At 67.2% G+C, this 15,088-nt stretch carries 9 protein-coding genes; all 9 read right to left on the minus strand.

Features of this window, described 5'->3' with window-relative positions; all coding sequences use genetic code 11:
* Nucleotides 1-2 precede the first annotated feature (2 nt).
* Nucleotides 3-1,430, minus strand: a complete 1,428-nt coding sequence (locus IEV67_RS09225) for a glycosyltransferase (RefSeq protein ID WP_188436268.1) — start codon at nucleotides 1,428-1,430, stop codon at nucleotides 3-5.
* On the minus strand, nucleotides 1,427-2,953 hold the full coding sequence (locus IEV67_RS09230) for a lipopolysaccharide biosynthesis protein (RefSeq protein WP_229702939.1): 1,527 nt from the start codon (nucleotides 2,951-2,953) through the stop codon (nucleotides 1,427-1,429). Before IEV67_RS09230 ends, IEV67_RS09225 begins: the two co-directional genes overlap by 4 nt.
* Nucleotides 2,950-4,179: a glycosyltransferase gene (locus IEV67_RS09235; RefSeq protein WP_188436269.1), complete on the minus strand. Its 1,230-nt coding sequence runs from the start codon at nucleotides 4,177-4,179 to the stop codon at nucleotides 2,950-2,952. Before IEV67_RS09235 ends, IEV67_RS09230 begins: the two co-directional genes overlap by 4 nt.
* Nucleotides 4,176-5,285, minus strand: a complete 1,110-nt coding sequence (locus tag IEV67_RS09240) for a DegT/DnrJ/EryC1/StrS family aminotransferase (RefSeq protein ID WP_188436270.1) — start codon at nucleotides 5,283-5,285, stop codon at nucleotides 4,176-4,178. The genes IEV67_RS09235 and IEV67_RS09240 overlap by 4 nt, the downstream gene beginning before the upstream one ends.
* Complete coding sequence (locus tag IEV67_RS09245; RefSeq protein ID WP_188436271.1) at nucleotides 5,282-5,914, minus strand: NeuD/PglB/VioB family sugar acetyltransferase; 633 nt, start codon at nucleotides 5,912-5,914, stop codon at nucleotides 5,282-5,284. Before IEV67_RS09245 ends, IEV67_RS09240 begins: the two co-directional genes overlap by 4 nt.
* Nucleotides 5,911-7,056 (minus strand): DegT/DnrJ/EryC1/StrS family aminotransferase, encoded by a 1,146-nt coding sequence (locus tag IEV67_RS09250; RefSeq protein WP_229702941.1) that lies wholly within the window; start codon nucleotides 7,054-7,056, stop codon nucleotides 5,911-5,913. The genes IEV67_RS09245 and IEV67_RS09250 overlap by 4 nt, the downstream gene beginning before the upstream one ends.
* A complete protein-coding gene (locus IEV67_RS09255) occupies nucleotides 7,053-8,048 on the minus strand; it encodes an NAD-dependent epimerase/dehydratase family protein (RefSeq protein ID WP_188436272.1) in 996 nt (331 codons plus the stop codon). The genes IEV67_RS09250 and IEV67_RS09255 overlap by 4 nt, the downstream gene beginning before the upstream one ends.
* Nucleotides 8,045-9,109, minus strand: a complete 1,065-nt coding sequence (locus tag IEV67_RS09260; protein ID WP_188436273.1) for a Gfo/Idh/MocA family protein — start codon at nucleotides 9,107-9,109, stop codon at nucleotides 8,045-8,047. Before IEV67_RS09260 ends, IEV67_RS09255 begins: the two co-directional genes overlap by 4 nt.
* A gap of 70 nt (nucleotides 9,110-9,179) precedes the next feature.
* Nucleotides 9,180-14,762 (minus strand): DUF4082 domain-containing protein, encoded by a 5,583-nt coding sequence (locus tag IEV67_RS09265; RefSeq protein WP_229702944.1) that lies wholly within the window; start codon nucleotides 14,760-14,762, stop codon nucleotides 9,180-9,182.
* Between the last annotated feature and the right edge of the window lie 326 nt (nucleotides 14,763-15,088).

Consider the following 15,088-nt stretch of genomic DNA (forward strand, 5'->3'; position numbering starts at 1 on the left):
ACTCATGCTCGATCCCCCTCGACTCGATCAGCCCCGACAGCCGCGTGATCGCGTACCGACGCTGCCGCATGCCGAAGAATATCGGCGTGCCCTGCAATCATGGCGTCCATCAGCGCCCGCGTGGGCGCGGGTGACGGACGGATGCCGGCGCGCACCCGGTCGGCCACCTCGTCGATCGCCGCGCCGAGCTCGGCTGCGTTCGGCTGGCGCTGACTACGCCGGCGCGCACTGGCTACTGCCGCATCCGATACGCCGCCCGCAGAACCACTCGGATTCGCGACCAGCACGGACCCCGCCTCTGCACCCACCAGCTCCCTCGCTCCGCCGAAATCGGCGAGGACGAGCGGAAGTCCCACGGCTGCGGCTTCCGTGGCCGCGACCGGCCAGCCTTCGAAGAACGAGTCGAGGACGAACGCGTCTGCGGCCGCCAGGAGCGTGCGCGCATCGGATGAGGACAACAGGGTGACCCGCGATGCGGATGCGCTGCTTCGACGGATGGCGTCCGCTCGACGAACCTCGGACCAGTCCGATGGGTCACCGGCGACGACGAGACGAACCCGGGGGTCTTTCACATGCGAGAGGAACGACGATACGAGACCGGCCACGTTCTTCTGCGAATCGTAGCGGGCAAGACAGACGAAGACGATGTCGTCCTCGAGGTCTGCCCGGAGCACTTCGCCCAGTGCGTGTCGCGCCGCACGGCGTTCTTCCTGCGGCGGAGCCTCTTCTGGTGGCGCGGCATTGGCGACTACGTGGATACGTCCGGCCAATGCCGGCGATACGTGCCGCACGTGGAATTCTCGGACGAGCTCGCTGACGGAGACTGCGGCGGCGGCGGCGCTCAGGATCCGAGCGAATCGGTTCCATCGGGCGCGTGAATAGTGGATCTCGGTGTTGTGCAGGACCGGCACCAGGGGAATCCTCGAGGCCACCGCTGCACTCTCCAGATACTCGGGCGCGCCGTGCAACGCGACCACGTCGGGTGCGATCGTCTGCAGAGTCGGCGCCGCCGTGGACATGTCGACCACGACGACCTCGATTCCGAGGGAACGAAGACGAGCGGCGCGGACACCGTCATCGGTGCACAGCACCACGACGCGGATGCCGGACGAAGGAAGCGCGCCGGCCAGCGTTTCGACGACGGATCCGATTCCGCCGATGTCCATCGCTCCGGTGAGCAGCGCGCACGTCAGTGCCTCACCGCCTGCCGGCATCGTCGAGGGCAGCGTCCCCACCGGTCGGCTCACCGCGGCCGGGAGCTTGGGCAGCGTCCGCTGGAACATCCTCCTGGTGAGCCGATGAACGTATCCGTAACGGAAATGCGGGGGGATCAGATCGGTGAGCGTCACCACGAGCCCGAAGACGAGCGCTTCGCAGCGCGCCGATGTCCGCCCAGTGCCACCCGTGCGCCCCGGGACTCGCGGACTCATCGTGCAGCTCCGAGCCGTGCGAGCAGCGGTACTCGAGCGCCGAACCGCGTGCCGGCAAGCAGCGACGCGGCATCCGAGATGGCGCGACGCGCAAACAAGAAGCTGAGCCCGAGATGGACGACGCCGATGATCGTCGCCACGATGACGAGCGCCAGGATCCCGGGCAGCTGCGCCGTGAGGACCATACCGCCCCAGCCCGCGGCACCCGCCCCCACGACGATGATCACGAGCGACAGGAACGGACGTGTCACCGCGCTCACCCGCATCTTCAGTGCGCGTGCGACGAGGAACCACCGGACGACGGTCGCCACCACTGCGACGGCAAGGAACCCCCAGGCGATCGCGACGAGTCCGCCGCGCGCGACCAGCAGAGTCGTGCCGAATGTCACCGCGTCGGTGATGAAGGCATACACGAACCACGTCCCCGGTCTGCCCAGCCCGTAGAAGAGACCATGATCGAGCCACGCCGCGACAGACAGCGTGCCCGCGATCGCGAGCACCTGCGCGACGGGCACGCTTTTCCCCCACCCGTCACCGAAGACGATCGGCACCATCAGTGGAGCGGTGATCGCCACCACCGTCAATGGCAACGACAGCAGCAGGTAGACGAGCCGCAGCGAACGCAGATAGGCGTTCTGCAGACGGGTCACCTCTTCGCGGATCCGCGCGAACGCCACGTTCGTGACGGGAACGATCGCACTTCCGGTGAGGTCCTGAACGATCTGCACGAGTCGCTGGGCGATGTTCATGAATCCGAGTGCGGCCGCGCCGAGCATCGCTGATGTGACGGCGGCCTCGCCCCACGCCCGGAGCATCGCGATGAACTCGACGCCGAGCACCTGCCCGCCGAACTTCGACATGCGCGTGAAGTCCGCGCGTACGAACGTCCACCGCGGCCTCCACCTGGCCGTGACCCAGATGAGGATCGCGGACACGACGGCCGCGGTCAGCGTCTGGGCGACGAGCGCCCAGACCCCGAAACCGGTGAAGGCCAGTACGAGGGCGGCGGCCTGTGCGATCACTGCCGCGGTAGCGCCCTGCGCCGCGATCGCGGCGAACCGCATCTCGCGTCGCATGATGGCGGTGGGGACCGATCCGATCGCGGTGACGATCACCCAGAGGGAGAGCGCCTGCAAGACCGGCACGACCGTATCGTTCCCGAAGATCGGCCCCATGATCGGCGCGATCGCCCAGAGCAGCCCGCACAGCAGGATCCCCGCGCCCATCGAGAACCAGAACGCCGTGCTCAGCATCCGCTCGGTCGTCTTTTCCACCTGCACGATGTACGCCGCGAATCCGAGGTCAGCGAGCAGATAGAAGAAGGGCAGCACTGTGGATGCCGCGGCGAGTGTGCCGAAGTCCTCCGGCGAAAGCAGCCGCGTCAGAATCGCGATCGTCACGAAGCTGAAGATGCGGATGACCCACTTCTGCGCGGTGAGCCAGATCACGCCCCCTGCGGCGCGACGCCCGACCTCGGCCGTGGGCTCGACGGTGTTCGGATTCGGATCCACGGATGCGCTCACGGGGATACCTCATCTGCGGCACGAGCACCCACGCCGACCTTGCGGGCGATCTTCTGGGACAGCATGGAGACTTCCGACGGGAGGTCTCCGATCCACCCGCGGAGCCCGTACGAGATGGCGGCCTCACGATAGAAGTCGGCCAGCTCGCTCGCCATCTTCGCCAGCCCGAAGCGCTCGATCGCGAATCTGCGGCCGAACTCGCCCAGCTCCTCGCGCCTGCGCTGATCGCTGAGGAGGTCGTCGATGAAGCCGGACAGGAGTTCCACGGGATGCTCGACCTCGTCGTCACTCCAATAGCTGTACCGTGCCAGGGCTTCAGCCGTCGACTCGTCGAAGAGCTCTGCTCTGCCTCCCTCACCGTGAGCGATGAGCGGCGTACCGAAGGCGAGCGTTCGTGCTGCCGACCCTCCCATGCCGATCATGATGTCAGCGGCGGCGTAGGCCGGGCGCGGATTCGCCATCGGGCCGACGAATCGCACCGCCGCGCGCCCCACCGCATCGTTCACTCTTTCACCGGCGGCGTGAAGCTGGCGGGCGTTGTCGCCGGTGCCGACGATGACGAGAGTGGCCTTGGTGGCGAGCCCGCGCATCGCCTCGATCGCGATGCCGATGGGCACTGATTTCATGCTCAGGTCGAGCCGACTGACGATCACCAGGAGCGGACCATCGAGTTCATGCTCCACGCGGAATGCCGCACCGGCTTCCGGATCCGGTCGGTCGAGCTCCGTGTCGACGGGCGGGCTGATCAATCGAGTCAGACCCGGCCGGTCATGCAGGTCATCCAGCTGATAGCCGGTGCCGACGATCATCGGCATACGACGCTTGATCTTCGGGGAGACCTCCATCTCCCACACCGTCTGCGCCCACGGGCGGCGGCCGAAGCGCGAGAAGTTCCAGTACGTCGGCCGTGCTCCCCCGCCCCAGGAGCCGTACACGTGAACGAGTTCGGCGTCGTGCGCCTTTGCCAGAGCGGCGAGTTGACGCCCTCGCGCGAGCATCGACGATGCCGGGTCGTAGACCACGACCTCGATTCCACGCTCCTCGGCGATGTCGAGAAGCGACGGTCCCTTCGGAAGCGCATCCGCGGAGCCGACCAGGATCGAGTGGATGCCGTGCTGCTCGACCTCGACGGCGAGGTCGACGGCATTGATCTGCGTGCCGCCGAGCTCCAGGCTGTTCAGATGGACGAGGACCCGGGCCGCGTCTCGCCTGCGGTTCGTGCTCATCTCGGTTCGACGCTTTCACGCAACGCACCGGACACGGCGGCCTGCTGGTCGGCGGTCAGGTGCGGGAACATCGGCAGCGACAGGATGCTGTCGGCCGCCGCCTCTGCCACCGGGAACTGACCCCGGCGGTATCCGAGGCCCTGGTAGGCCGCGGTCAGGTGCACCGGTGTCGGATAGTGGATGCCGACGCCGATGCCCGCTTCGCCGAGTTCCGCCATCACGCGGTCGCGCTCTTCGACACGGACGACGTACAGGTGCCACACGTCGTCGTTCCCCGGCCGAACAGCCGGGGTGCGGATGCCGTCGACGCCGTCGAACAGCTCTGCGTATCGTGCGGCGGCCGCGCGACGCGCGGCGTTCCAGGCGTCCAGCCGGCGCAGCTTCGCACGCAGCACGGTGGCCTGCACAGCATCCAGTCGTGCGTTCATGCCGATCCGGTCATGCACGTATTTGACGCTGCTGCCGTGCCCGCCGAGGTTCCTGACGATGTCGGCGATCGCCGGGTCATCCGTCATCACCGCGCCGGCGTCGCCGGCGGCACCCAGATTCTTGCCCGGGTAGAAGCTCGTCGCGGCGACGCGGCCCAGCGCGCCGGCACGCCCGGCCGGGCCGGAAGCGCCCTGCGACTGCGCGGCATCCTCGATGATGACGAGGTCGTGCTTCTGCGCGATCGGCGTGATGTGCTCCATCGGCGCCATCTGACCGAACAGGTGAACGGGCGCGATCGCGCGGGTCCGCTCGGTGATGGCGGCCTCGATCGCGCTCGGGTCGATCAGGAGGTGATCGTCGTCCACGTCGACGAACACCGGCACCGCGCCGAGCCGCGATGCCGCCTCGGCGGTCGCGATGAATGTGTTGGCGGGCATGATGATCTCGTCGCCCGGCTGCACACCGACCGCGCGGTAGGCGAGCTCAAGGGCATCTGTGCCGTTGGAGACTCCGATGACATGCTCGACGCCGATGTACGCGGCGTACTCGCGTTCGAATGCCGCGACCTCAGGGCCGCCCACGAACGCAGCCGCCTCCAGTTGCGACTTCCACCCCTGAAGGATCTCGTCGGCGACCTCCGCCTGCTGTGCCGCAAGGTCGAGGAATGGCACGTTCATGAATCCGCTCCCAGCTGTCGTGCCGGCACGCCGGCCCAGATCTCTTGATCAGGCACGTCCACCAGCACAACGCTGCCCATCCCGACCGTGGCGCCTGCGCCGACGGCCACGCCCTGCTTCACAGAGGCGTTCATTCCGACGTAGGCGGCTTCGCCGATCCGTGCGGAACCGCCGATGGCCGCTCCTGCCGCGAGAGTCGCGAAGTCGTCGATCACGTCGTCGTGCGTGATCGTGCAGTTCGGCATGACGACGACATGACTGCCGAGCGTGGCGTCCGCCGTGATGACGGTGCCGTCCAGCACGATGCTTCCGGCGCCGATGTCGCTCGTCGAGCCGATCCGAGCGGTGCGCGCGGCGAAGATCGCGAACCGGTCTGCGCCGACACCGAGCCGGCGAAGCCGCTGGACCACCTGGCGACGAATCGTGCTCGGCCCGATGCAGACGAGCAGCTGCTCGTCGCGATCGACAGCCGAGTCGATGCTTCCGCGCACGGGCACTCCACTGATCTCCGTGCCGTGCAGCGCGGTGTCGTCGTCCAGAATGCCCGTGACCCCGACCATTCCCGCAGCCAGCACTTCCCTGGCCAGTCCACTCGCCCCGATCAGCAGAACCCCCTCCGCCTCGGTCATGCGGATGCACCGCCTGGCTGTTTCAGCACCGCGATGACCCGTTCCTGGTCTTCCTCAGTCAGGCTGTGGAACACCGGCAGGATCAGTGTGCGATCGGTGAGCCGTTCAGTGACGGGCAACCCGGCCGTCGGAGCGATCTCCCGATAGGGCGCCTGCCGGTGCGCGGCCATGATGCCGCGCCGCGCAGAGATGTCGGAGTTCGCCAGAGCCACCAACAGCCCGTCGCGGTCGGTCGGATACTCCTCGAGCACCTCGACCCAGAACGACTGGAAGTTGCTCGTGCCGTACACCGGATCCGTGACTGCACGCAGCCCGGGGATCCCCGTGATCGCCTCCTGGTATCGCGCCGCGATCTCGCGGCGACGCGCGACGATCGCCGGAAGCCGCGTGAGCTGGACGAGACCGACGGCGGCCTGCAGGTCGGTCATGCGGTAGTTGAACCCGATCTCGCTGTACTCCTCGGCCGGGGGCAGCACCGACGCATGTCGATCTGCCGCGGAGACGCTCATGGCGTGCTCGCGCAGATGCTTGGCGCGCACCGCCCAGTCCTCACGTGCCGTCGTGATCATGCCGCCCTCACCGGTGGTGAGGAGCTTGCGCGGATGGAATGACCACGTCGCGATGTCCGCCCCGGCGCCGACCGGACGGCCCTTGTAGGTCGAGCCGGCGCCGCATGCGGCATCCTCCACCACGATGATGCCGAGAGGATCGGTGACGAGGCGGATGTCGTCGATGTCGACCGGCACGCCGCCCTGATCGACCACGATCACGGCCTTGGTGGCGAGTGTCAACGCGGCGGCGATGGTGTCGCCCGTGACGTTTCCGGTGACGGCATCCACTTCCGCGAAGTGGGGTGTCGCCCCGACGTACCGCACAGCATTGGTCGTCGCGATGAACGAGAACGACGGGATCACGACGTCATCGCCCGGACCTATCCCCGCCACGACGAGGGCGAGGTGCAACGCCGTCGTGCAGCTCGTGGTGGCCACGCCGTACGGCGCTCCCATCGCGCTCGCGAACTCCTGCTCGAAGCGCGCGACGCGCGGCCCCTGCGCCACCCAGCCGCTCGCGATGGCTTCGGCGACAGCATCCGCTTCCTCCTGGCCCAGCCAGGGCACCATGACGTTGATGCGGTCGCTCATCGCGCGTCCACTGCCCGACCCGCGGCGATCTCGTCACGCAGCGGCGTCCACCATTCGACGAGCTGCGCGAGTCCGTCTTCCAGGTCGATCGTCGGCTCCCATCCGAGATCTCGCTTCGCTGCCGTGATGTCGGCCAGACGACGTGCCACGCCGTTCACGGCGCGCTCCGGGCCGTGCTCGACATCGAGGTCGGAGCCCATGACGCGCAGAAGCGATTCGGCGAGTTCGAGCAGGCTCGACTCCGCGCCGCTGGCGATGTTGTAGGTGCCTTCGACGATGTCGCTCTGCGCGGCGAGCACGTTGGCACGGGCGATATCGGGCACGCAGACGAAGTCCATGGTCTGCTGTCCGTCACCGAAGATCAGCGGCGGCTTGCCGTCGACGATGCGCTCCATCCAGCGCACCAGCACCTCGGTGTACGCGCCGTGTGCATCCATGCGCGGGCCGTACACGTTGAAGTAGCGAAGCAGCACGTAGTCCAGTCCCTGCATAGCGCGGAAGCTGCGGATGAGTCCCTCGTTGAAGGTCTTGGCGGCACCGTAGATCGTGTCGTTGTTCTCGTGGTGATGACGTTCGGTGGTCGGGAACTCCTCGGCCATGCCGTACACCGATGCGCTGGACGCCGCGACGAGCTTCTTCACCCGATGCTTCGCGGCTGCCTCGACGACATTGAACGTGCCGTCGACCAGCACCTCGAGTGCGAGGCGCGGCTCCTCGGCGCACTGCGTGATGCGGATCGCCGCCTGGTGGAACACGATGTCCTTGTCGGCGACGAGCTCGTCGACGAGCTTGGCATCGCGGATGTCGCCGTCGACGAGTTCGACGCGGCCGGTCGCGAGGGCATCGTCGAGGTTCGCACGACGTCCGCGCACCAGGTTGTCGATCACGTCGACGTGTGCGGCGCCGGCGTCGAGGAGCTGGTCGACGATGGTCGAGCCGATCGTGCCTGCGCCCCCTGTGACGAGAATGCGGGAACCTTCGATCGCAGTCATGCTGCGCTCCTTACCGGGATGTCGAGAATCATGGGTGCCGGAGCGCCGCCGGCGGCAAGGCTGCGACGAGCTGCGTCGAGCACGGAGAGCACCCGCAGGCCGGCCTCTCCGTCTGTGCGAGCCGGACGCTGCTCCCTGATCGCCGCAGCGAACTCGGAGACCACGTTGCCGAGAGCTTCGCGCTCCGGCAGGGCGGGAGACCAGGTGTCACCGAGGCGGTATGAGATGTTGGCGTCACGCGAGACGGTCGATGCCGACTTCGTGACGGAGGCGAGGTCGACTCCACGGTCGTAGACGCTGATCCGCTGCTGCGGGTTGAGGTCGTCCCAGACCAGGGTGCGCTTCGTGCCGCCGATCACCATCTGACGGATCTTCGTCGGACTCAGCCAATTCACGTGGATGTGCGCCATCGCTCCACCGGCCAGCGGCATCGCGAGGTAACCCACGCAGGCCTTGCCCGTGCGCAGCGGGTCGGCGCCGTGCGCGGACACCGACGTCGTGTCGAGCCCGTCGGGCAGAACGAAGTCGATGATCGACAGGTCGTGCGGGGCCAGATCCCAGAACACATCGACATCGGGCTGGATCAGGCCGAGGTTGATGCGCACGCTGTCGACGAAGAGGATGTCGCCGAGCGCCCCCTCGGCGATCAGTTCGCGGATCTTGAGCACTGCCGGTGTGTAGCAGTACGTGTGATCTGCCATGAGGACGAGCCCCTGCTCGTCCGCACGCGCGACCATGTCCTCGCCGCGATGCCGCTCATCGGCGAGGGGCTTCTCGACCATCACGTGCTTGCCGGCCTCGAGCGCGGCGAGCGTGATCGGGTGGTGCGTGCGGGCCGGCGTGGCGATGGCGATGGCGTCGATCGATGGATCGGCGAGAACCTCGTCGAGGCTCGACGTCACGGGCACACCCCCGACGCCGTCCGCGACCCCCTGTGCGCGCTCGATATCGAGATCGCAGATCGTGGCCAGATTCCACTCGGCGCTCGCGCGGAAGTTCCGTGCGAGATTGGGTCCCCAGTACCCTGCGCCGATCACGGCGACATTCAGTCGTTCCGTCATGATTCCCCTCACTTCTCCCCAGATACGTGACATCACGGTCAATGCGTCATTCGGTCATTCGGTCATTCGGTCATTCGACGGGATCGAACAGCACGTCGACCCAGTAGTTGTTGGTTGATGGATTGCTCGGGAACTCGCGGGAGTAGACCCATGAGCTGCCGCTCGCCGGAATCGTGAAGTGCCCCACGACCGTGTCTGCTGCGAGCGTCCCCAGATCGACCGCGTATCTGCCTGTCGTGCTGTACAGGCCGACGCGATACTCGACGCCGGGTTCCAGCGCGATCGGTGCGGTGAACGTGGCGGTCTGCCAGTTGTCAGCGGTCTCCCCGGTGAACTCGACCTCGGCGAGTTTCGTTCCGTCGGCATTCCAGAGGTATCCGGTGTGCTGTCCGATGTTCGCGGTGCCCTTGTAGAACCGGACGCCGGTCACCTCGCCGGCGACGTCGACGGAGAAGCGCGTTGCGACCTGCACTCCGTCCGGGTCGTCCCACCATGGGTTCTGCGGCGTCGCGTCGCCGAAGATCGAGGTCACGTCGACGACCGGCGGGGCCGCCGCCGTCATGAAACTCCAGGTCGGATCGGCGATGGTCGTCGGGGCGTCAGCGGCGACGGTCGCGGTATAGGTGCTCGACCAGGAGAGCGGCTCCGCGGGAGTGAACGTCACCGTTCGTGTCGCCGCGTCGTACCCGGATGCACCCGCGACGGTCGCCGTTCCTGCGAACAGCGACAGCGTGGCCGACGGCACATCCGTCGCAAGAACAGCGCTCACCGTGATCGTCGGTGCGACATCGCTCTGATCCACGACGGGTGTCTTCGCCGAGATGACGACGTCGGCCGCCGGCTCCGGAGTCGGGACGACGGTCGGCGTCGGCGTCGGTGTCGGTGTCGGTGTCGGGTCGGGCGTCGGCGTCGGCGTCGGCGTCGGGTCGGGCGTCGGCGTCGGCGTCGGCGTCGGCGTCGGCGTCGCATCCGGTGTGCCCGACCCGAACACGATCTCCGGATCGACGAAGTACGCCGACGAGTTCCACGTACGCGTCGGGAACCCGCCTTCCGCCCCATACCTGAACCGACCGTTCGAACCGCCAGGGGCCGTGATCGATCCGCTGGTCACGTCGGACGCGAAGTACTGCGAGGTGATCGCGTAGCCCCCGTTCGGAGCCAGGTAGGACACCACGTACGTGGTGTCCGGCGACACCTGCACCGGCACCGACAGTGCTGCGCGCTGCCAGCCTGATGCCGTCTCGCCGGAGAAGCTGACGGTGGCGAGCGGGGTGCCGTCGGCGTCCCACAGGGTGCCGATGTGCGCGCCGGTGTTCTCGGCGCCCTTGTAGAAGCGGATCGCCGTCACATGGCCGATACGCGACACCGTGAACGCCGTGCCGACTTCGACGGCATCCGAGTCAGCGGCGGACGCGCTGGTCGGTGTCTCGTCGCCGAAGATCGTCTCCCTCGTTCCGGGGACCTCCGGCTCGCGAGTGGTGAACTCCCACTGATCAAGCTGTTGGCCGTCGATCAGCACTGTCGCGGTGTAGGTCCTGGCTGCCGTGAGCTCTGTCGTGGGCGTGAACGTGATCGTCTTCGTCGCGACGTCGTACACGCTCGCACCTGCCACCGCGGCTCCACCTGCCGCCAGTGCGATGGTGGGCGCGGAAGCATCCTTCGTCAACGTGGCCGTCACCTCGGCGGAGAGCGAGGCAGCTGTCCCGGTCGGACTCTTCGCCTCGATGGCAACCGCAGGCTCGGCCTGCGTGCCCGCGCTGAAATCAACATCCACGAAGTAGTTCGACGCACCGAAGGTCGACGTCGGCATCGTCCCGCCGGTGCCGTAGCGGAAGGTGCCGTTCACGTCGGCATCCGCCGTCAGCGGACCGCTGGTCTTCGCGACGGAGAAGTAGTTCGCGGTGGTGCCGTAGCGCCCCTGCGGCGAGAGGTACGACACGGTGTACGTCTGACCGGCCGAGATCGTCACGGGGTTCGATAGCATGGCGCGCTGCCATCCGGACGCGGTCTCGTTCTGGAAGACCACGCTGGCGAGCGCCTGTCCGGTCGAAGACCACAGCGTGCCCGTGTGGGTCGCCGTGTCTCCGACCGTCTTGAAGAAGCGCAGAGCGGTGACGTGACCATCGACGGCACTGTGGAACGACATCCCCAGTTCGACCGACGCCGCGTCGTTCACAGAGACGGAGGGCGATTCAGCGCCGAAGAAGTCGTACTCGCTGACCGATGGGTCCCGTTCGACCGAGAAAGCCCAGCTCCGCTCAGCGCCGTTCCCGGATGCGCCGCTGACGTCGCTCAGTCCCACCGAGATCTCCGCGGCGTACGCGAACGGTGCTGACGGTGCGAAGGTGGCCGTTCGGGCATCCGCAGACATGCTGACGACTCCGGCGACCGCCGTGCCGTTCGCCGTGACCGCAAACGTCGGCGTCGAAGTCAGAGCCTCGCTGAACGTGGCGGAGATCGTACTGTCGCGGTCGACTCCGGTCGCCCCCGCAGGAGGAGTCGACGACGTCATGACCGGACCGATCACCGTGGTTTCGAAGACGATGTCGACGAAGTAGCTCGTCGCGGTGGTGCGCGCCGGCGCGCCGCCTGCATAGGTGAATACGCCGCCGTCGGCCGGCACCGTGATCGGGCCGCGCGCGTACGCATCGGCGAACGCCGACGGTGTCACGGCGTAGCGTCCGTTCGGCGCAGCGTACGACACCGTGTACTCGGTACCGGGCTGCAGGGTGATGGGTGTGGCGAATGCGGCACTCTGCCATCCCGAGCCCGTCTCGTCACTGAAGGTGACTTCTCCGAGCTTCTCGCCCGTCGACGTCCACAGGGCACCGATGTGCGTGCCGCCGTTGCCTGCTCCCTTGTAGAAGCGGACGGCTGTGACGACGCCGGGCTCCGAGACGGTGAAGCGCGTGCCCAGAGTCACCGCATCCGAGTCCGTGTCGGCAGAGATCAGCGGTCGGTCGAGGTCGGTGTAGATCGAGCACGGGCACTGCCCCTCGGGCAGGACCGGTGCGGCGGTCGTGAACGTCCAGGCGCCGCCCAGATCAAGCGTCGCCCCCGCGGGTGGTGTGACATCGATGGCGACCGTATACGTCGAGGATGCCTCGAACGGAGCGGCCGGCGCGAAGCGCACCGTGCGCGTCGCCGCATCATAGGAACCCGTACCGGCGACGGGGTCGCCCGCGGCGTCGCTCACCGTGAGCGCGGCCGACACGACATCGGTGGTGAGGACGGCGGTCACGTCCGTGTCCGTCGGCACGCTCGAACTGCCCGGTGCCGGTTCGCGTGCGGCGATGCGCACCGTCGGCTTGAGGACGGAATCGAAGACCACATCGACGTAGTAGTTCGAGTTGCCGTACGTCCGCGTGGGGAACGCTCCGGGCTCGCCATAGACCCCTGGACTGGCGCTGCCCACTCCGGAGGTGACGACCACGGGTGTCGATGCACGGTCAAGATAGGGCCAGTAGTCGTCGACGTAGGCGTACCCGCCCTGCGGAGCCGTGTACGAGACGACGTACTCCCCACCAGTGGTGACCGGCACCTGGTCGTCGAATACTGCGGACTGCCATCCCGTGGCCGTCTCGTCGGTGAACGTCACGCTGGCGAGACGCTCGCCGGCCGCGGACCAGAGTGTTCCGGTATGCGTCCCGATGTTGCCGGCGCCCTTGTAGAAGCGCACCCCGGAGACGTAGCCGTCTGCCGCGGCGGTGAAGCGCAGTCCCAGCTCCACGGCCTGCGTGTCAGTCGCTGACGGGGTGGAGGGGACTTCCTCGCCGAACGCGGAGTACGGACCGGCCACGGCGACGCCACGAGTGGTGCCCGCAGCCGAGTAGTTCGCACTGTCGTCGATCGCTCGCGCGATGATCGTCGCCTGGCCCGCACCCTGCTGAATGTAGGAGTAGGTCCAGTTCGTCGTGCCCTGCGCCGGATGCCAGGAGTCGCCACCATCGGTGGACACCTCCACACCGGCGACAGCACCTCCGACGTCCGCCGCCGTTCCGCTGGCGGTCACCGTGGTGCCGTGGGCGATCTGCTGCCCCTCGGTCGGCGTCACGATCGCGGCCGTGGGCGCTGCCTGGTCCGTACTCTTCGACGCCGGCGTCAGCCCGGGCATGAGCGTGCTCGGTTGGGCATCCATGTCGGCGAGCAGGTTGACCTCGGCCTGTTGCATTCGAGGGTCGGCATCCGGCCGGTCACCGTCATGCGTGCTGTCGAGTCCCCAGCCCCACTGGACGCTGGCCGATGAGAAGACCAGCGCTCCGCTGGGCGCACGGTACAGCGTGACATGGTGCTCCGTCGTCCCAGCCGTGACCGTGTTGCCGTAGTCGCGGAGGTACTGAGGTGTGTCGCCGACCATGGTCGACAATCGGATGAGGCCTTCCGGCCGGAACCCGTTGTCGATGTCCTCATTCGACTCGTATCCGACCGTCTGATCTCCCAGAGGCTCGGACTGTCCGGCAGGAATCGCGTCAAGGCCGGTATCGCGCCACAGGCGCATCTTGCCTTCGTCGGCCGTCACCGTGACCGCATGCCAGACATCGTTGACCATGTACATGGTTCCCGTGAGCGCGTTCTCCGGCAGGTGCCCGCCCTGTGAGGCGTCGGCGAATCGTGGGTCGCGCCACGTCCCGGTCCACTCCGGCGAGGACGCATCGATCTTGGCGCCGCCCGGATTGGCGGAGTTTCCCCAGGTCTCCTTGTACGAGACGAGCGTGCGGTACGGCGTCGCGGTTCCGTCTGCGGACGAGCTCTCATAGCGGGTGCGCCAGTATCCCTCGTTGCCCGTGAGGAACTGCATGTTGACCCCGGCGTCTCGCGCCGCTTCCATGTTCGCGCGCTGCGCGCCCGACCAGTACTCGTCGTGTCCGACCGAGAGGAACACGTTGTGGTTCAGCAGCTCGCCACCGCGACGGTCTGTGTCCAGTCCCGCGATATAGCTCATGTCGTAGCCGTTGCGTTCCAGGAAACGCACGGTGGCGTATTCGCTGGAGAAGTAGAAGTCGCGACCTTCCATGTGCCCACGGGTGGCGAACGGCCGGTTGTAGCTGATCTTGTACGCGCGCCCGTTGGCTGCGCCCTGGTAGAAGTCGGAGCCACCGTACGTGTTGTACGCGTGCCACGTCGGATCCGATGTCTGGAACACGATGTCCGAGTGGTTGCCGTCATTGCGCACGATGAAGGTGATGTGGCTCGAGCCGCCGCTGTCGGTGCGGGTCAGCTTTGCGACGTAGACGCCGGACACGGCATCCGCCGGCACATCCCACGAGGCCGAGACCGCCCATGTGCCGCAGTCGTAGAGCTCGGTCGTGATGTCCGAGATGCACTCGTCCTGTACCTGGGGCAGCGCCGCAGAAGGTGTGACCGAATCGATGAACCGGGCCCCGAGGCCCTGGTACCAGCCGGTGCGATAGACGTCGATCGTGTAGTCGGCAGCATCCGTGTCGACCTTGAAGTCGATGCGCGCGCCGACGTTGACCGAGATGTCAGTCGCGAAACCCTGGATGCTGGGATCGCCCGCTCCTGAGATGTCCCAGATCTCCGGGTCAGTGCCCGGTTTCGAGTTCTCGCAGACGATCGGATTGATGTCGACACCGCAAGTGCTGCCCGCCGCGACGGCCGCAACGGGCGCGTCTATGGCGATCAACGTGCCCACGATGATTGCGAGCGCGGCGATCGATGACAGCGCACGCCGACCAAGTCGGCGAGCGCAGAAGCGCGTTTCCCCAGATGCGTGCATTCCCCAGTTTCCCCAGTCAGGACGCGTCGTCGACCCCTACCGACGAACGTGCCCAGCTTCAAGACCCATACTTCTCACCGAATGCGTGCACCGGCTGAACAGTCGAGTCTCCCCGCTCGGGAGTATAGCCCCGAAAGCATGCGCACGTCACTACCTGATTTGTGCGGACTTGCATCCGCACCCGCTGTTGATGCGCGCGCCACTCAGATGCGCCATGATGGGCCTATCTTCACTGGGGGAGG

The organism is Microbacterium murale (assembly GCF_014635185.1).
In the GTDB taxonomy this organism is placed as follows: domain Bacteria; phylum Actinomycetota; class Actinomycetes; order Actinomycetales; family Microbacteriaceae; genus Microbacterium; species Microbacterium murale.